Here is a 17,463-nt window from a genome sequence, read left to right on the forward strand (position 1 = left end):
TCATAATAAAGTCCTCCTGTTTTTAGTTTATCATAAAAAGATTTTTTTATTTACAGACTTTTTATCACAGGCTCTAATAGACAAGATAAATGTGTCCACATTATTGACATAAGTACACTCCATTTTTACATTTTAAAAATGATTTTTTCTGAAGTGGCTTCATTCCATTTACTTTTATCTCATGCGTGTTTTCCCAATTACCCATTATTTTTATATTAGTTATACATATACCTACTCTGGTACATAATCCAAAAGTTCTAAAGTTTTCCCCTTGAATACAGTCAGTCTCAATTGCCACTCTTTTATTTAAACTTCCTAATTTAAATCTATTATTATCTAAAATTTTTAATTTTTCTTTTGCACTACCACATGTACATTTTATAAGTGCTTTATCAAAAACATACTTTTCATCTTCTGAAATACCGCTCATATGCTCTCCTATCCCTTATTAATTATTACGTCTCCTCCACCGCTTATGCTCATTACTCCTGATGTCCCCATGTTACAATCAGAAGACATTGTATTTTTTGTCCCTGAAATAACCTCATTGCTATTATTTGCATGTACTATTTTATCACTCCCAACCATTTCTCTTAAATTATTTGAAATAATTATCATTTCTTCATTACTCACTATACTAACATTACTTTTTCCAGCTATTTCTATTCCATTTTCAGATATATTACTTATTTTATTTTTTGCATTCATATTTATAGAATCTGTTACATTCACATTAAAAACCTTGCTACTCAGCTGAAATTCAAACATTGGCTTCCCGCCCGCACTATCGTCTCCGCCTAAAGTATAATTTCTTACATTAGGATTATTAAATCTGTCATTTCCAGAACTATTCACTGCTCCTTGTAGTATATATGCATAACTTTCATTTCTTGAATTAAATACCAGCATAACCTGATCGCCTTTTTCTGGAACACAGAAAAAACCTGTATTTGAAGAACTGAAACCAGTCATATATGGAAAATTGAATCCACCCTTATATTCATCTTCATAACCCTCACTTTTATCACTATCAGCTGCCTTCATTAACCCTACACTTAAATCCACCTTCATCTTTGCTATACCATCTTCCGATACTACTTCCATCACTGTTCCCTCAATAGACTTTCCTTCCAGTGTACTGTGTGAAACCGGATAAAATTCATGACTTTCCTGTATCAGTTCATAATCTGTAATTACCTGATCTCCATCCATTCTTATATATGCTTTCGACACTATTCGGATATCTTTGCCCTCTTCCCCGTTATATCCCTGATTGGGAACGGATATAATCATTCTCTGCCCTGCATTCACCGGCTGTGTTGATTTCTTTACATTAAACATTATATTTACACCATCACGGGACTTTCCATAAACACTATTTCTTAATTCAGCCTCTTCCTCCATAAGATTTATTTTATTTCCCATTATTATAGAATTCAAATGTGAAAATACTGGTATATTCAAATCTCCTGCTATCCTGTTCAAAAATTCCCAGTCTGTCTCATTGTATTGAATATATGGCTTCTTTAAGCTCCCATTCAATTCACTACCAGCAAACAGTTCTATTTCTGGATAATTCTCCATTATTGCAGTAACTATATCTTTATAAGTAATCCCCATACTCTGAAATGACTTAAATTTCTTTATTTTATCCATTTGATAAGTACATGAGAGCGATTTTATTATCACCACAGACCTCTCCCCTGTACTTTCCTCTATTTCTATCTTTTCAATATTAAGCCCATGAAATACCCTCTTAAACTTCATTTCACTTTCAGCCAGATCTACCTCAAGAAGATTATCAAAAGAGAACACATATGAATAATATTTACTTACTTCTTCTGTTTTTATTGTAAATTTCATAAATAAATAATCATGTTTACCAACTTCTTTTGTTATATTCATTTCCACATCTTTGATATCCATGAGTTCTTCATTTATCCACAGCCTTATGTTTTTCCCCCTGTAAAGAACCGGCGCTTTTATCTGTTCCATACTCTCAACAATACCACTTCCATTCATAGTATTACTGCCAACTGTGCCTACAGGTGACTTCATCATATTCCTGAAAGCCTCTGTCATTGTACTTCCGGCTAAGCCGCCAAGAAGTGTTTCACCAACACTTGTTTTTCCACTTTCTCCAAGAGACCTTTCCAAGACGCTGCCTGTCTCATTACTTTTAATTTCAGTGTTTCCTTTACCAGAAATTTTCCCTTCTAGTGAATTTCCACTCTCTTCTTCTTTTTTCTCAATATCAGCTCCTATGTTCAAATCTAATACTTTTTTCTCTCTCATTAATTCACCCTCCAGAATAAAATTTTCATATAAATAAAAAATTATCACTTAACTATTACAAATTTCTATAAATTTACAATTCATTACTGATAATTTTTCTTTTACAATATATTAAATAAAAATATTACTTTGCAAGTATATCATACTTTATATTAACTTAAAACTTATTTTTTATTCTAACATCCTAATGTGAACTATATATGGAATTCCAAACCATAAAATATTACAAATATCTTAATAAAAAATACCAATATTAAATATACACAAACCTAAAAATTTAAATACAAAAAAATACCCACACAGAGACCTCTCCACACAGGCATTCACTAAATCTCAAAAATCCAATTCCTAAAAAATCCTTTTATCATACACTTTATATATCTCATATGCCGGTTCCTCATAAGGATGTACTTTCAGCAGTGTTTCCACTACATTTTCTATACACCTGCCCGAACACAGCATTTCTATCCTGTATTCTGTTACCCTCTCCAATTCCCCTTCCTTCCCCAAAAAAGGATTACTTCCTGTAAGCGGCCTGAACTGTCCTGTACCCTTTACTTCAAAAGAACACATATCATAGTTCTCATATTTTCCTGCACCTGCATCAAATAAAGCTTTCTTCACATTTTCTTTATATTCCTCAGGTATAAAAAAGACAAGTTTATACATTCCAATCTTCCTCGCTTTCCAAAATTAATTATCTAAAAAGGGAGAACAATATTGCTCTCCCTAATATGATACCACTTTATTTTTATTTCGACCATAATTTTAGAAAATATATTTTTATTTTCCTGTTTCATTGTATCTTTCTACTCTTTTTACATAATGTATCTGTATCAAGCCAGCGAAAAATACCGTAACCAAAATTATTAATCCGTAAAATCTGTTTCCCAGTGCTGCACATATTAATATACTCAGTATCACCCCGCCTATACTCAAAAATACAAGCTGAAACGTCCCCATCTTCACCAGTTTTTGACTTTTCCCGAAAATAATACGGGTCAGTATTATAACTACAGCTAAAATAACTGTTCCTAATATCGAATACATAATTTACACCTTTTCTTTCTACTGTGCTTCTGCGGACTGTACATTTTCATTATCCAGTGTTCTTTTTTCAAACATTTTGAAAAACGGATAATATATAGCCATTGATACAAAAAAACATATAAATACAAGTACACATGCCATCCAGTTCCAGTTCGTTGTTACCAATGCTCCTAACGGCGCCGGCAGTGTAAACGGCGGTTTCACCATCATTCTTGGTATAATATTCAGTGCTGTAAAAATATATACAATAATGGTATTAACTACAGGAACCAGCATAAACGGCACTGCCAGAAGAGGATTCATTACTATAGGCGCCCCGAATATCATAGGCTCATTTATATTGAAAATTCCGGGAAGTATTGATAATTTCCCAAGCTGTTTCAGATACTGCGACTTTGATGTCATAAACAGCACTACCAGCGCCAGAGTTCCTCCGGTTCCGCCCATTTGCGCATACCATTGAAAAAACTGCTCTGTAAATATATTTGGAAGCTGAAAAGCACTTGTTCCTGCCTGAAATAATTCCATATTCTGTATTATAGCCTGATCCCAGAATGGTCTTATTATAGGCCCCAAAACCGCATGTCCGTGTATACCGAAAATCCAGAATAAACATATAAAAAACTGTGTCAAAACCCCGCCTATAAGATTATTTCCCGTTAAAAATATTTTCAGCGGAGAAATTACAAATGATATAATCCCGTTTAGATCAAATCCCCAAAAATGACGCGGTATCCAAAATATTATTATTATGATAAGCGTGGGAAACAAAGCTGCAAATGAGCTTGCCACCACTGGCGGAACCCCGTCAGGCATTTTTATTTCTATTTTCTTCTCTTTTATAAAGCGATAAATCTCTACTGCTATAAGCGAAGCAACTATAGCTCCAAAAAGTCCCTGTGAACTAAGCGGTGCTATTGGGATGTATCTTCCTGATACTGCTGCTCCTGTTGTAGTAATACCTTCTTTTATATTTACAGGTACAATCATAAGTATAGTTGCCAGCATAGCCAGAAAACCGCTGGTTACATCATCAAGCTTGTAGCCTTTCCCAAGAAAAGACCCTATAGTAAACGCGCTATATAAGGACATTATACCAACAGTAAAACGAAACGGAATATCAAGTGCCTCTTTATACGGCGCTATTAACTCTGCATATCCGTTTATCGGAATATTCAGCAATATTACAAAAAACGAACCTACAATAGTAAGCGGCAATATTGAAATCAACCCGTTTCTTACCGCCTGCATATGCCTCTGACTCCCTATTGCATTTGCCACAGGCATCATTTTCTCTGCGAATCTTTCTAATACCTTCTCCATTCTAATTTCCTTTCTTCCTATAAATTTTACTTATTTAAAAACCATTATTATCTATAACATCTCTGAACCATAAACCGGACTTTTTCACTGTACGCTCCTGTGTATCATAATCAAGTCTGTAGAAGCCATATCTGTTTTTATAAGCATTTATCCATGACCAGCAGTCTATAAAAGTCCACATCTGATACCCTAGACAGTTACTCCCTTCTTCCATTCCCTTATGCAGATACTGCAGATGTTCCGTAAGAAAATCTATCCTGTACTGATCCTGTACCATTCCATTCTCTATGAATTTTTCTTCGCCTTCTATACCTATCCCGTTTTCTGAGACAAACCAAGGTATATTATTATATTTCTCTTTTATTGTTACAGCTATATCATAGATGCCTTTAGGATATATTTCTATTCCTCTTGATCTGTTCATCCGTCTCCCCGGCATTTCATAAGAATCAAAGAACCATTCAGGCATAAAAATTCCGTTTTTATTTACTTCATATTCTTTTGCTTTTACTCTTCTCGGCTTGTAGTAATTTATCCCCAGAATATCTATCTTTGTCTTTTCTATCAGTTCAAGGTCACCTTCTTCTGTCCGAGGAACCTGATCATATTCTTTCAGTATCTCTATTAATTCCGCCGGATATTTCCCAAGAAGTATCGGTTCGTTAATACTGCGTGTATAGAATAAATCCGCTGCCTCAGCTGCCTTCAAATCTGCCGGATTTTCACTTCTGGGATATACAGGAATTACATCCATTATGATTCCTATTTTCCCTTGAAGTGCCATATCCCTGTATATTTCCACAGCCTTACAATGAGAAATTATAATATTATGAAGCACTTTTGCCGCTCTTTTAAAGTCTGCCACATAAGGGTAGTGTCTGTCATGAAGATACCCTGCTTCTGCGGGTATCATTGGTTCATTAAAGGTAAACCAGTATTTCACCCTGTCACCAAAAAGCTCAAAACATTTTCTGGCATATTCTGTATAAGCTTCCACTACTTCCCTGTTCTCAAAACCGCCTTTTTTCTGTAAAACCATTGGCATATCAAAGTGATAAAGATTTATAAACGGTTCTATTCCCTGTTCTATAAGTTCGTTTATAACATTGTTGTAAAATTCTACTGCTTTTTCATTTATTTTTCCTGTTCCTTCAGGTATTAGTCTGGACCATGATATAGATGTACGAAATGAGTTTAGATGTATGTCTTTCATAAGTTTTATGTCTTTTTTATAATTTTTGTAAAAAGTAGAAGTTCGCTCACTTGTGATTCCGTCATAAAATCTGTTATTAAATTCTTTTGATGAGTAATCCCAGATATTTTCCCCTTTTCCATCACCGGGTTCCACTCCTTCAGTCTGTGTAGCGCTTGTTGATGCTCCCCACCAAAATTTTTCCGGGAACAAATATTTCTTTTCCATCTCTTCCTCCTGTGCTAGTTTAAAAATATATACTAGTATTTATTTTAAATAAAAAAAGACTACCTGATTTGAGATAATCCTTTTACTTTACATCTTATTTACTACTGCGTAGAAACTGAAATGTTTATAATGAAATCTTAGTTTTGAGTATTCAAATGGTACCCCTGTTGTTAAATAAGCTGTTTTTTCCACTTCTACTATCGGCTCACATATATCCAGCTTCAAATAATTCTGATCATGTTCATTGGAAGGATAAGCTTTTATCAGCTGATTGCTTCCCTGTATTTTTTTACCAAGCTCCTCTTCTATATATGTGTATATAGAGCCTTCGACATCTTCCTGTCTAAGATTGGTAATAATTGCTATGGGCATATACATGAGTTCTATTACATGAGGAATTCCGTTAACTTTTCGTACACGTTCTATACAATATACAAAATCCCCTTTTTTTATCTTCAGTTTATCTGCTGTTTCACGGTCAGAAGGAACTACATTAAACTGAAGTACCTTTGTTTCCACTTCTCCCAGAGTCATAAAATGTTTGGTAAATCCTTTTATATAATGACCGTAAGTAAGCTCAGGCGTTCCCTCTGTGTTAACTGTATTTTTTACAAAGGTTCCCGCTCCTCTTCTTCTTATGATCAGCCCTTCGCCCACAAGTATTTCCAAGGCTTTTTTCATAGTCTGCTTATTACATTTATATTCTTCACACAGCTCATACTCATAAGGGAGCTTCATTCCCTGTTTATATATTTTATTAAATATCTTTTCCCGAATATCTTTTGAAATAGCCAGATACTTTTTCATTTTTCCCCTTCCGCAGTTATTAAGGTTTATATTTTTATTACAGTATTTACAGGTACTTTTTTCTTTAATGTACCATATTTCATATAAAAAATAAAGATGTTTATTATTTCGCATTCTAGCTTTAAAATAACTTTTCTCGTACTATTTATTATTTTCTGCTTCTTTTATGAAGCAGAAATTTTCAAATATTTTTTTATTTCAAAAATTCCATCTGGTCTTCTAATTTAGTAAGCAGCATTTCTCTCGTGGATTTTGTCATTTTTCCTGCTACGCACTTATACGAATGTACTATCATCTCTATCAGGGCCTTTCTTTTTACATCTGATTCAAATACCACAGTATTCCAGTGTTTTTTATTCAAATGATAGCCCGGCTTTACTCCCTTATACATCTCACGGTAATCAAGGGCAATATCAGGATTGCATTTCAGAGATATTTCTATTTCATCCAAAATAGCAAATATTTTCCCGCTTACTTTTATTACACAGTTTTCCGGGCCGAAAGGATATGTTTCTTCGCTTTCCGGCAGCATTAAGCAGATTTTTTTATATGTCTTAAATTTTGACATTATATCTCCCCATTTCTCTATTTATTTATAAAACAAAAAATTCAGATTCTGATTATTCTATATTTTTATTTTAAACCTTACTATAAAAATTATCAACATTTTTAGAAAATTCAGATATTCTCATTTTATAAAATGACTGTGCCTTTTTCCCGGCACAGCCACTCTGTATTATTGTTACGTTTGATCTCCGGACTTACCTGATATTAGTACATGTGCTTCTCTGATATGTACCTTACCCATCAGTTTGTCCATTTCTTTCATAGTTTTTCTGTAATCTTTTTTTTCATTCTTATATGTAACTATATATTCCACTTTATTTACCAGCTGACCGTATTTCATAATAAATGTTCTCACCGGAGCCGGTATTCCCCCGAACCAGACAGGTGTACACAGTATTACCCTGCTGTAAGCAGAAATGTCTATTGATACTTCGTCTATCGGCGTCGCTTTTTTTAACAAAGCCTGAAATGCCGATCTAACAACCCCAAAAAAACCTCTCCTGTTTACCAAATCCTTTATTCCATAAATAGCTGTTTTATTTTCTCCCGCATACTCTTCTGCTACACTTTTAGTGTTTCCTGTACGGGAATAAAAAATAATTATTCTTGACATATGTTTTTACCCCACTGATATTTCTTGTTTCTTTTTGATTGTTTTATAAAATTTGGCTTTTATTTTATATAATTTTCTCGTATCTGTAATCTGCCCACCATTTTCCGTTATAATATGTAAAATCATTCAGACACGCTATCTGCTTGTATCCGAGTTTTTCATAAAATTTTCTGGCTCGTATATTAAATTCGAATACTCCAAGCTCAATTCTGTCATAACCATCATTTTTCAGCTGTTTTTCAAATAAAAAATATGAATCTTTTATCAGCTGGCTGCCATGATATTTTTTCAGAAAGGCTAAAGATATCCATGCAGTGTTCTCTGTCTTTTTTACAAGACAGCCAAAATTTCTGATTACTGAAAAAGTTCCTGCTCTTTCGCTTTCCAATTTTACAATATATATTTTTTTTGTATTTTGGTTTTCATATTCTTACAGTGCCTTGTCGTAACTCAAAAACTCCATTTCCCCATCCTCACTAAAATTAGGATGATAATAATGGATAATTTCAGGATCAGTTTCCAGTTCATAAAGAAATTTAAAATCCTGGGCACCCTTTGCTTCCAATAGTTCCATTTATTTTCCCCGTTTCTGTATTACCCGTGATTATGACCGCATCCGCATTCATGCCCTTCTTCGCAATCACAGTCTTCATGGTTATGGTCATGACCACACCCGCAGCCTTCGCCATGCTCATGATCATGCTGACTACGCTCGTTCAGGAATCTGTCTACATTCCCCTCTATATTCTTTATCAGAAAATCCAGTTTTTCTCCGCTGTAATTAGACAATGCACTAAATGAAGCTTCCATTAAGTATAATGCACTTATCAATTCCATAGAAAGCTCATGTCCGTTATTATCTGTGAAAATAACATTTCCATATCCGCTTTCATTTGTTACTATTCTGAACGACACTATTTCAAATTCAGTCCCGAATCCTTTTCCATTAACAGGATAAAGCAATTTTAAATTATCTTCATTATTACCTTCATTTCTTTCCATTGACCATACTACGCTAAATAATATGAAGAATACAGCATAATTTATTTCTATTGTATTGTGGAAATAATGCAAAAATTCCGAACTGCTCATTAATTCTTTTATTTTCTCTTGAAATTCCTTGTTTTCTGTCATTTTTTTCTCCTTCTATGATTTTTATTTTATGCGCGTTTTTTTCTTTTAGTACATTAACTATTTTGTTATGTTATTATACTATGAATTTGCAAAAAAATAAAATTTATTTTATTTATGTTAACAAAATCATTTGTATAATAGCTTTTCTACACTTTTGAAATCATTATAAAAAGTATTTTTATCGCAGCTTTGCCATTTTACAAATCTCTTTTTCGTCTGTATTTATATTCTTATCTGATTATGCTACGGAAGCACTTTTACTTATCTTTTTTCCTTCCGGCAAAGACAAAATTAAAAAGCTGCGCCAAAATGTTTTGACACAGCTAATTTATATCTATACTTCACGCTTTAGACTTATATTATACACAAATCTGTCAGCCCTGTAATATCCTATATTATATTCTATTTTTTGCCCGAACTTATCATAAACAAGTCTTTTTCTGCATAATACCGGTATTTTATCATTGATATCAAGTATCTCTTTTAATTCTTCTGTCGGCATCATTGCTGTTACTTCTTCATCTGACACTACTGTAAAAATACCGTAATTCTTTTCCAGATAATCATAAAGCTTTGTAAAATTACCATTTATAAAATCATCATCTTTATCCAGATTTATTCCCGGATTAAAGTAACTCTGGAAGTATATATCTATGCTGTCATTCACACCGCTCTCCCTGTACAGTACAGGCCCTGTGTATTCTTTACTCCTGTCGAGACCGAAAGTCTCCTTTATCTCATCAGGGAATTCTTCCATTACTATCTTTTTATTTATATGCTTTAATTCAGACCCTTGGGAAAACATCTCATCTGTAAAACTATGCCATGAGTTCAAAGTCGTTTTTACTTTCTTTCTGTCAAGATTAACCTTTGTTCCTCTTCCTTTTTCACGAATGATAAGTCCCCGCAGAACCAGACTGTCCATTGCTTTTCTAATTGTATGTCTGCTTACATTCAGCCTTTTCATAAGCTCAAGTTCATTCGGCAGGTAAAACCCTTTATTGTAAGGTTCTTCATTTATAAGCTCAAGTAATATATTCTCTACTTGTTTATAAAGTTTTTCATCAGAATTCTTGTCAACTTCTTTTCTCATAAGTGCATTCCCCCATAAAAATTAGTTAAGGAATAAAATTCTTCCATTCTTTTAGTTTTAATTCCGGATCTGCTACAAACATGAATTGCTCCCTGTCATTTACATACTGCTCATATATGGGAATACCTTTTTCTATCCCAAATTCAGTATAAAGACGAGGTTTTTTTATTTCTAATTCCTGATTATTGTATAATTCATTTTTTATCCAGTTTATTTTATTATTGTATTCCAATATTGGAAAAAATGCAAGTCCCTTGTGTTCTCTTACCTTATCGTAATCAAATCCGTAATCCCTTACACACCACGCCCCAAACACCATATTTTCTTCAGGATTTGCATTAACTGTATAATGAGCCCAATATGGCGGTACTATCACCACATCCCCCTCTGAAGCTTCTACTGCGAAGCATCTTCCCGGATTATCCTCTGCTGTTTCCTGCATGTAAATGATTGCCTTCCCCTGCCATATCTCATATATTTCAGGCGTTGACATTCCGCATGATGCAGATACACTATGGATATGTCCCTGACTTCTCACAGGTTCTTCTCCCAGTTTTCCTTTTGAATATATTACTGCACCATACAAAAGATTTCTCTTTATCAGATCAGCTTTATCAGCTTCATTTCCTACATCCATTGCTATGGAATAAACTATTTCCGGTCCGTCTGTATCTGGGTTTTTCAGGCTTTTTCTTATAGAGTCAAGATCTCTGTTTTCCACTTCCGGCCCGAAAACTCCCGGTTCATAGATAAATCCAAGCGGATTTTCTTTAATTTTTATATTAAATCCCGGCCAAATCATTTTTCCTCCTGACTTTTTTGTAAACAACTAATAAATAAGTGCATTATTGACAGTATATTTATATTTTATTTTATTAATTTTTCTCCGGGTTTCTAAAATATTCCCAGTAAAACTCCTATCACTGCTATTGCCAGAAGTACAAGCATTACTTTTATCGCACTTAATTTTTTCTTTGTCATAAGATAATAAGTAAATAAAACTATTATTAACGGTATTAACTTAGGAAAAATTCCGTCCAGAATACTTTGTATATTTATATCCACACTTCCGTTTTTATATCCCAGTTTTGTGACTACATTCATATAACTTGCAGCGATACCGCCTGTTACAAATACTCCTAATATAGCGAATGCTTCCTTCATTTTTTCTGCTCTTTCGTCAATCAAAAGATTAACTGCATCTGTCCCTAATTTGTACCCTTTCATAAATAAGAAATACGATCCTGTTATTATTAATACATTATACACTACTATATAGAAAATCGGCCCTAAAATATTCCCACCTTGTGCCAGACCCATTCCAATACTCAGCAGTATAGGAATTAACATTCCCGGGATCATAGAATCTCCTATTCCGGCTACCGGCCCCATCATTCCTATCTTTATTCCGTTTATTACTTCTTCGTCCACTGCTTCTCCATTGGCTCTCTTCTCTTCCAGTCCTACTACAATTCCGTTTACTATTGAACCAAGCTGTGGTTCTGTATTATAAAATGTTGACTGTCTTGCCAGAGCTTCTTTTACTTCTTTTTCATTACCGCCGTAAAGTTCTTCAATTACAGGAAGCATAGAATGGCAAAATCCGAAAGATTCCAGTCTTTCATAACTCATTGAGGATAAATTAAACATCATCCAGTCTCTCCAGCTTTTTATAAGCGTTTTTTTACTTAATTTTTTTTCTGCCATTAAAATTCATCCTCCTCATCGTCATTTTGCGTTCTATTATTGTTTGATCCCTGTGCAGCTGACGGTTTATAGTTAAAGTGTATCAATGCAAGCAATACTCCTATCATTGCCAATGCTATCATATTCAGATTCAGGAACGTAATTCCTATGAATCCTACTAAAAAGTATACTAATAAATCATTTCTTTTTACTATCTGTTTAAGAAGAATTGCTATTCCCACTGCCGGAAGCATTCCTCCGAGTACAGTCATCATAGTTATTACTTTATCAGGAATATGATCCAGTATTGTCTGTATATATTGTCCTCCTAAATAAACAGCTATAAATGAAGGTATAAATCTCATAAGAAAAGTGGTAATCTGCGGGTATAATCCGTTTGCCAGCTTCACTCCCCTTATATTCCCGGCCTGTACTGCCTTATCTGCTTTGTTATTCCAATACGAATTAAGCACCATCATAAAGTTAAAGATAACCGTTCCTAATATTCCTATTGTTGCAGCAAGAGTTACTGCTACCTCCGGATCTTTCCCAGACATAATTCCCAGAGCTATTGCAGGATATGCTACGAAATTCAGGTCAGAAGGCATTGTTCCTCCGGGAGTTACAAGTGCTATATATACTGCTTGTACTGCTACTCCTACTATTATTCCTGTTTTTACATCCCCGAGAATAATTCCCACGATTAATCCCGATACCAATGGTCTTGATAATGTATACCATCCTCCTGTGAGACCAAATGCCCAAGGTACGCTCAGCGCCCCGAGATAACAAAATATTCCTATTAAAACTGCCTGTATGAACATATTTTTATCATTCCTTCCATAAAAAAATTTTCTATTTCACTTCTTCCCAATAATATGCTTTTTTATCCGGTATTAACTTAAACTCTATTTTATATTTCTGTGCCAGATAATCAAATGCCTCTTCTTCCTCTTTGGTTACAGCGGCATTTGGTCCTATTGTTCTTGCTCCGTCTTTTAGATGCATAGGGCCTACATTGATTTTATTACCATTATCGTTTCTCAAATCTGCTCCGCCTTCTGTAAGTCTCTGAAAAACAACCGGTGTTTTTGCTATAATAAAATATTTTTTATTACTTTCTATGATTTTAGGCAGTTTTTCTATAGCTGTTTTCACATCAAAAATCCATACTTTTACACCGCTTGGTGCTGCTCCTTTGAACACATTGCTCAAAACAGGGTCCTGAGCTATCTTATCGTCCACCGCTATAATTCCGTCACATGGAAATTCTTTTGACCATGCTGTGACTATCTGCCCGTGTATTACTCTGTCGTCTACTCTTACAAATGATATTGCCATTTTATCCTCCTAAAGTACTAGAATTCATCTTCTTCGTCTAAAATTATTCCTGCTTTTTTTACACTTTCTTTAGCTGTGTTTATTATATTTTCCGCCGCCTCAGCTGCACTGAGGACAGTTTCGGAACTTTCGGCCGCTTCCAAAAGCATTGGGAAATTTACTCCTGTTATTACCTCTGTTTCTATTTTGAACTCCGGATCATAAAAGTAAGTACAGGCTGTATTATATGGTGTCCCGCCTTCAAGATCTGTCAGAACCACAAGTCCGGTAATATCCTGAAAACTGTTTATTAATTCATGAAACTCTTTTTTGAAAGTATCTGCATCAGAATCAGACCTAAGTGATATAATTTTTATATTTTCCGGTAAATCCCCAGCAACCATAGTATATGTATCTTTTAGTCCATAAACAAGATCTCCGTGACTTGCCAATATTATTCCAAGCATTTTTCTCCTTCCCGCCAGCCTGACAAAAGCTGAATCTAATCTGTCAGGCTGTCTGATTTATTTCATAGTTTTTATTTTAACTTTTTGATTTATCTAAGAATCCAGCTCTACACTCTCACAAAAGCTTTTATTGTAGCAATTTCTTTTCCTTCTGATCCGCCATGAGGTCTTATTGTATATTCCCCTATATTCGCAGGAATGATAAATGTTTCGGCATAGTGTACAATATACGGCTCGAATTTATTTTCAGGAGATTCTATTATTGCTTCTTCACCTTCCACCAGATTCAGCATATTTACCAGACCATTAGTATTATGCGTTACTTTTTTGCTGAACCAGTGTCTTCTTGTTTCTATAAATTCTCTGTCATGAAGACCTGTTCTTTCCTCTCTCCAGCCGTCTCCTTCACTTATTTTATCTATTCTGTTTATCAGATTAGCTTCTACCCATTCAGTATTTCTGTTATACTGTATATTTTCTTTTCCGTGTTCTATATGTATTGGTCTCGGAAGTCCGTCTAGTCCCACTCTTCCCCAGTCCCACAGTTTAAATGTGAAAATAAACGGTGTAGCGCTTATTTCGAGAATCATTGCATTTTTCCCCGAGCAGTGTATTGTCCCTGCTGGTATCAGGAAGTGATCATGCTTTTTCGCCGGAAATTTATTTATATATTTTTCATCAGGAAAAGCTCCTTCCCCTCTTTGGGCTTTTCTGAATTCTTCTATTAATTCTTCAGGTTTTACTCCTGTTTTTGTTCCCAGATATACACTTCCGTCATCTCCGCTGTCAAGCATATAATAACTTTCATCCTGTGTATAATGCATTCCAAATTTTGCCTGTATATATTCAGTAAGCGGGTGAACCTGCAAGCTCAGATTTCCTCCGCCCATAGTATCAAGAAAATCAAATCTTATAGGAAATTCAGTTCCGAATCTGGCATGCACTTTATCCCCGAGAAGCTCTACCGGTTTATAGAATACAAGATCAATTGACGGTATTTCCACAACTACATTTCCGTATTTCAATTTCAGGGAATTCTCCTCAGGAACCCCGTCAAAGCACCATGCATATTGTTCCTGACTTTTATCCAGTCCGCAGACTTCTTTCATCCATTGACCGCCCCATACACCCGGATCAAAGAACGGCACAAGTCTGAACGGCTGATTTACAGCCTGTGCAAGTGCTGCCCTGAATGCATCTCCGCTTATCATTTTTGGATCATTTTTTATATTTGTGTCAAGCAGATAGTCCATTTTTCCAAATAACTCTCTTTTATGTCTGTCCAGCACTCTCCATTCTATAAAAAATGCTCTTTTATATTTTTTCAGTACATCTTCGTCAAAGTTTCCTACACCCCAGTTATCCAGTTCTTTTCTACGAAATCTCTGCTGTATTTCCCATCTTGCCATATCAGCATACACCAGAATGTCGCCTTCTATAAGACCGGCACCTATACCATATACCGCTATCAGCCCTTCCGAAGCAGCCTTTATCTCAGTTCTCAGTTCTTCTATCTTTTTCATATCAAAAAACTCTTCTATTGTTCTTACGCTTAAAACACCGAATACTCTGTCTTCAGTTATTTCTCTTTTCAGTTCCACTGACAGCTGTTCTTCCGGAAGTTTATAATCCTCTATATTTATAAGTTTAGAAGCTCCTGTTTTGCTGACAAGATTTTCATATACTTCTTTTTCATCTACTCCGTGATAATAATCCAGTACCATCACTGTTTTCTTTTTATTTAAATTTTCTGTTTTTTTCTTTAATTCACCTAAAATTGTTTCATATGACTGAAATGCCTCATTTTCAAAACCTTTCATCTCTATAACCGGGTTCTTTTCATAGTTCCTTTTTTGTTCTGGCAGATTCATTTAAATTCCTCCTATTTAGTTATCTGTAATTTTATCAATTGAATATCCGCTATTAGTTCTAAAAACTCTCACAGGAAAGCCTTTTTCCTGTATCTCTCCATAATTATGCCCTGCATCTGAAGGCCAGCAGGCACCCACTACCAAAGGCTCGTCTGATATATTCACGAGTCTGTGTGCCGTATTTTCCGGAATATAATGCAGAGAATTCTTTTCCACAGTAATAACACTGCATTTTCCTTCTGTATCTTTCAGCACCAAAAGTCCTTTTCCCTGTATTCCCCAATAGTATTCTGTGTGAGACATTTTTTCATGATAATGTCCTTTTGTCATGTAAAATTCTCCGTTTACCGTTCCGGGAAATATTTTTGTAACTCCGAAATTCAGTTCACCTGCTTTTTCTTTATTTACAAAACCTGTTACTTCATACATTATTTCCTCGTCGTCTATATTCTTATCCTCAGGCTTTAGGAAAACAGATTTCAGATCCTTGAATTTTTTCTTGGAAATAACCAGTTTTTCATTACCAGTATCCATAAATTCTCCATTTTCAAAATTGAAATAAAGACTTGATTTTATTTCCATATATCCTCTCCTTTAATTGACATTATCCATTTTTATAAATGTACGTATGTATATGTCCGTACATTTATTTTGATTTTATTATACCTCTTTTTTTATTTTTGTCAATATTTTTTTTGAAGATTAATTTTAAAAAATTATTTTTTCCCAAAAATTATTTACTGTATTCTTATTTTATGATTTTAAAATTGAACCTGCGAATAATGTTTTATTATCTCAAAGATTTATGCTAAAATATGATATCTAAAGAAACGGAGGTCAATAATGAAAAAGTTTATATTAGCATGTTTATTTCTGGTTTCTGCTTTTAGCTTTTCGCTTGAGAAATCTGGAATAAAAGATTATGATAACCTTGATCTTTCCAAAGGAAAAATTATTGCTTATTTTAATACAAAAAAACAAATAGTCGAAGAACCGGATGCGATGTTTTACAGAAAAGGTTACGGAATGAAAGGTAACTATCATCTGGTAGCAGATTTTTATGCAGACACTGATACCCCGGAAAAAATTTTTCTGTTAAGAGATCTTGATGATGAAGACAGTATAAACGGTAAGCTTGCATACTATAACAAAGATGAAACTATTTCTTATGTGGCGGATATGAAGAACGGAAGAATAGACGGCCAGAAAACTACTTTTGAAAAAGGAAAGGTAGCTGCTGTTGTTAATTTTACCAATAATCTCGCTAACGGAAAAGGTACATTATATTATAAAGAAAAAAATATGCAGAAGCTAATTACGCATACGGATTTGCAGACGGAGATTTTACACTATTTTATTCTGACGGTTCCAAAGTATTAACGCTGACTTATAAAGATAATGATGTTATTAAAAGCCAGAACTTTAATTATAAACTCCAGAAATCAGGTATTGCTGAATTCGACTCTCTTGATTTTTCAAAAGGTGATATAGTTTACTATTATAATTCTGACGGTAATCTTACATCAAAAGATTCTAAAGATGCTGTTTATTTCAGAAAACTTATGTCAAAAAACGGAAATGAATATTTTGTGGTTGATTATTTTCTTGAAACCGGAAATGTTCAGGGAATTGGAAAAGGATATAACCTGAAAGATTTTCAGGGCTATACTCTAAACGGTCCTGTAGTTACATACTATGACAACGGAAATCTGAAATCAAAAGCATTTTACAAAAACAAAAAATGTAGTGCTATAGTAAAGTAGGAACACCAAAATCTAAACAATGATATAATAAAAAAAGAAAGAGGTGTTTTGAAA

22 protein-coding genes are annotated in these 17,463 nt (G+C 34.2%); 2 read left to right on the forward strand and 20 right to left on the reverse strand.

Annotated elements, in window-relative coordinates; genetic code table 11:
- Positions 1-100 precede the first annotated feature (100 nt).
- The 20 genes from NK213_RS15995 to NK213_RS16090 all read right to left on the reverse strand — a co-directional run bounded on the left by NK213_RS15995 (position 101) and on the right by NK213_RS16090 (position 16,228).
- Positions 101-430 (reverse strand): PAAR-like protein, encoded by a 330-nt coding sequence (locus NK213_RS15995; RefSeq protein WP_253350895.1) that lies wholly within the window; start codon positions 428-430, stop codon positions 101-103.
- A gap of 8 nt (positions 431-438) precedes the next feature.
- Entirely contained in the window at positions 439-2,295 is a 1,857-nt protein-coding gene (locus NK213_RS16000; RefSeq protein ID WP_253350903.1) for a phage baseplate assembly protein V, read from the reverse strand.
- 348 nt (positions 2,296-2,643) lie between these two features.
- Positions 2,644-2,964, reverse strand: coding sequence for an NGG1p interacting factor NIF3 (locus NK213_RS16005; RefSeq protein WP_253350905.1), 321 nt, complete (start codon positions 2,962-2,964; stop codon positions 2,644-2,646).
- 114 nt (positions 2,965-3,078) lie between these two features.
- On the reverse strand, positions 3,079-3,345 hold the full coding sequence (locus NK213_RS16010) for a hypothetical protein (RefSeq protein ID WP_253350907.1): 267 nt from the start codon (positions 3,343-3,345) through the stop codon (positions 3,079-3,081).
- 18 nt (positions 3,346-3,363) lie between these two features.
- Positions 3,364-4,668, reverse strand: a complete 1,305-nt coding sequence (locus NK213_RS16015) for a PTS sugar transporter subunit IIC (RefSeq protein WP_253350909.1) — start codon at positions 4,666-4,668, stop codon at positions 3,364-3,366.
- A 34-nt stretch (positions 4,669-4,702) separates the two neighbouring features.
- Positions 4,703-6,088, reverse strand: coding sequence for a glycoside hydrolase family 1 protein (locus NK213_RS16020; RefSeq protein ID WP_253350911.1), 1,386 nt, complete (start codon positions 6,086-6,088; stop codon positions 4,703-4,705).
- A gap of 87 nt (positions 6,089-6,175) precedes the next feature.
- Positions 6,176-6,895: a GntR family transcriptional regulator gene (locus NK213_RS16025; RefSeq protein ID WP_253350921.1), complete on the reverse strand. Its 720-nt coding sequence runs from the start codon at positions 6,893-6,895 to the stop codon at positions 6,176-6,178.
- Positions 6,896-7,088: 193 nt separating this feature from the next.
- Positions 7,089-7,463 (reverse strand): MmcQ/YjbR family DNA-binding protein, encoded by a 375-nt coding sequence (locus NK213_RS16030; protein ID WP_253350923.1) that lies wholly within the window; start codon positions 7,461-7,463, stop codon positions 7,089-7,091.
- A 174-nt stretch (positions 7,464-7,637) separates the two neighbouring features.
- Positions 7,638-8,075, reverse strand: coding sequence for a hypothetical protein (locus NK213_RS16035; protein WP_253350925.1), 438 nt, complete (start codon positions 8,073-8,075; stop codon positions 7,638-7,640).
- A gap of 64 nt (positions 8,076-8,139) precedes the next feature.
- Entirely contained in the window at positions 8,140-8,478 is a 339-nt protein-coding gene (locus NK213_RS16040; RefSeq protein WP_371926452.1) for an N-acetyltransferase family protein, read from the reverse strand.
- A gap of 27 nt (positions 8,479-8,505) precedes the next feature.
- On the reverse strand, positions 8,506-8,649 hold the full coding sequence (locus NK213_RS16045) for a hypothetical protein (RefSeq protein ID WP_253350928.1): 144 nt from the start codon (positions 8,647-8,649) through the stop codon (positions 8,506-8,508).
- 20 nt (positions 8,650-8,669) lie between these two features.
- On the reverse strand, positions 8,670-9,209 hold the full coding sequence (locus tag NK213_RS16050; RefSeq protein WP_253350930.1) for a hypothetical protein: 540 nt from the start codon (positions 9,207-9,209) through the stop codon (positions 8,670-8,672).
- Positions 9,210-9,543: 334 nt separating this feature from the next.
- A complete protein-coding gene (locus NK213_RS16055) occupies positions 9,544-10,302 on the reverse strand; it encodes a GntR family transcriptional regulator (RefSeq protein WP_253350932.1) in 759 nt (252 codons plus the stop codon).
- 25 nt (positions 10,303-10,327) lie between these two features.
- Entirely contained in the window at positions 10,328-11,104 is a 777-nt protein-coding gene (locus NK213_RS16060) for a glucose-6-phosphate isomerase family protein (RefSeq protein WP_253350934.1), read from the reverse strand.
- Between the two features lie 92 nt (positions 11,105-11,196).
- The gene (locus NK213_RS16065) at positions 11,197-12,009 is read right to left on the reverse strand and encodes a PTS system mannose/fructose/sorbose family transporter subunit IID (protein WP_253350936.1); all 813 of its coding nucleotides are present in this window, start codon (positions 12,007-12,009) and stop codon (positions 11,197-11,199) included.
- On the reverse strand, positions 12,009-12,812 hold the full coding sequence (locus tag NK213_RS16070; RefSeq protein WP_253350938.1) for a PTS sugar transporter subunit IIC: 804 nt from the start codon (positions 12,810-12,812) through the stop codon (positions 12,009-12,011). The genes NK213_RS16065 and NK213_RS16070 overlap by 1 nt, the downstream gene beginning before the upstream one ends.
- A gap of 31 nt (positions 12,813-12,843) precedes the next feature.
- Positions 12,844-13,329: a PTS sugar transporter subunit IIB gene (locus tag NK213_RS16075; RefSeq protein ID WP_253350939.1), complete on the reverse strand. Its 486-nt coding sequence runs from the start codon at positions 13,327-13,329 to the stop codon at positions 12,844-12,846.
- Positions 13,330-13,346: 17 nt separating this feature from the next.
- The gene (locus tag NK213_RS16080; protein ID WP_253350941.1) at positions 13,347-13,775 is read right to left on the reverse strand and encodes a PTS sugar transporter subunit IIA; all 429 of its coding nucleotides are present in this window, start codon (positions 13,773-13,775) and stop codon (positions 13,347-13,349) included.
- Between the two features lie 107 nt (positions 13,776-13,882).
- Complete coding sequence (locus NK213_RS16085; RefSeq protein WP_253350943.1) at positions 13,883-15,646, reverse strand: mannose-6-phosphate isomerase; 1,764 nt, start codon at positions 15,644-15,646, stop codon at positions 13,883-13,885.
- 15 nt (positions 15,647-15,661) lie between these two features.
- The gene (locus NK213_RS16090) at positions 15,662-16,228 is read right to left on the reverse strand and encodes a glucose-6-phosphate isomerase family protein (protein ID WP_253350945.1); all 567 of its coding nucleotides are present in this window, start codon (positions 16,226-16,228) and stop codon (positions 15,662-15,664) included.
- A 261-nt stretch (positions 16,229-16,489) separates the two neighbouring features.
- Between NK213_RS16090 and NK213_RS16095 the strand changes: the two genes are divergently transcribed.
- Positions 16,490-17,026 carry a hypothetical protein gene (locus NK213_RS16095; protein WP_253350947.1) on the forward strand — a complete coding sequence of 179 codons (537 nt, stop codon included), beginning with the start codon at positions 16,490-16,492 and terminating at the stop codon, positions 17,024-17,026.
- 182 nt (positions 17,027-17,208) lie between these two features.
- Positions 17,209-17,409 carry a hypothetical protein gene (locus NK213_RS16100; protein ID WP_253350949.1) on the forward strand — a complete coding sequence of 67 codons (201 nt, stop codon included), beginning with the start codon at positions 17,209-17,211 and terminating at the stop codon, positions 17,407-17,409.
- Positions 17,410-17,463 lie beyond the last annotated feature (54 nt).

Origin of the sequence: Sebaldella sp. S0638 (genome assembly GCF_024158605.1) — a bacterium.
Classification (GTDB): domain Bacteria; phylum Fusobacteriota; class Fusobacteriia; order Fusobacteriales; family Leptotrichiaceae; genus Sebaldella.

Bases quoted from the DNA above. Each gene is read 5' to 3' on its own strand.
- NK213_RS16060 (WP_253350934.1), bottom strand. From the start codon at position 11,104: ATGATTTGGCCGGGATTTAATATAAAAATTAAAGAAAATCCGCTTGGA.
- NK213_RS16000 (WP_253350903.1), bottom strand. From the start codon at position 2,295: ATGAGAGAGAAAAAAGTATTAGATTTGAACATAGGAGCTGATATTGAG.
- NK213_RS16095 (WP_253350947.1), top strand. From the start codon at position 16,490: ATGAAAAAGTTTATATTAGCATGTTTATTTCTGGTTTCTGCTTTTAGC.
- NK213_RS16025 (WP_253350921.1), bottom strand. From the start codon at position 6,895: ATGAAAAAGTATCTGGCTATTTCAAAAGATATTCGGGAAAAGATATTT.
- NK213_RS16005 (WP_253350905.1), bottom strand. From the start codon at position 2,964: ATGTATAAACTTGTCTTTTTTATACCTGAGGAATATAAAGAAAATGTG.
- NK213_RS16085 (WP_253350943.1), bottom strand. From the start codon at position 15,646: ATGAATCTGCCAGAACAAAAAAGGAACTATGAAAAGAACCCGGTTATA.
- NK213_RS15995 (WP_253350895.1), bottom strand. From the start codon at position 430: ATGAGCGGTATTTCAGAAGATGAAAAGTATGTTTTTGATAAAGCACTT.
- NK213_RS16055 (WP_253350932.1), bottom strand. From the start codon at position 10,302: ATGAGAAAAGAAGTTGACAAGAATTCTGATGAAAAACTTTATAAACAA.
- NK213_RS16010 (WP_253350907.1), bottom strand. From the start codon at position 3,345: ATGTATTCGATATTAGGAACAGTTATTTTAGCTGTAGTTATAATACTG.
- NK213_RS16080 (WP_253350941.1), bottom strand. From the start codon at position 13,775: ATGCTTGGAATAATATTGGCAAGTCACGGAGATCTTGTTTATGGACTA.
- NK213_RS16020 (WP_253350911.1), bottom strand. From the start codon at position 6,088: ATGGAAAAGAAATATTTGTTCCCGGAAAAATTTTGGTGGGGAGCATCA.
- NK213_RS16015 (WP_253350909.1), bottom strand. From the start codon at position 4,668: ATGGAGAAGGTATTAGAAAGATTCGCAGAGAAAATGATGCCTGTGGCA.
- NK213_RS16050 (WP_253350930.1), bottom strand. From the start codon at position 9,209: ATGACAGAAAACAAGGAATTTCAAGAGAAAATAAAAGAATTAATGAGC.
- NK213_RS16090 (WP_253350945.1), bottom strand. From the start codon at position 16,228: ATGGAAATAAAATCAAGTCTTTATTTCAATTTTGAAAATGGAGAATTT.
- NK213_RS16075 (WP_253350939.1), bottom strand. From the start codon at position 13,329: ATGGCAATATCATTTGTAAGAGTAGACGACAGAGTAATACACGGGCAG.
- NK213_RS16100 (WP_253350949.1), top strand. From the start codon at position 17,209: ATGTCAAAAAACGGAAATGAATATTTTGTGGTTGATTATTTTCTTGAA.
- NK213_RS16045 (WP_253350928.1), bottom strand. From the start codon at position 8,649: ATGGAACTATTGGAAGCAAAGGGTGCCCAGGATTTTAAATTTCTTTAT.
- NK213_RS16030 (WP_253350923.1), bottom strand. From the start codon at position 7,463: ATGTCAAAATTTAAGACATATAAAAAAATCTGCTTAATGCTGCCGGAA.
- NK213_RS16035 (WP_253350925.1), bottom strand. From the start codon at position 8,075: ATGTCAAGAATAATTATTTTTTATTCCCGTACAGGAAACACTAAAAGT.
- NK213_RS16070 (WP_253350938.1), bottom strand. From the start codon at position 12,812: ATGTTCATACAGGCAGTTTTAATAGGAATATTTTGTTATCTCGGGGCG.
- NK213_RS16065 (WP_253350936.1), bottom strand. From the start codon at position 12,009: ATGGCAGAAAAAAAATTAAGTAAAAAAACGCTTATAAAAAGCTGGAGA.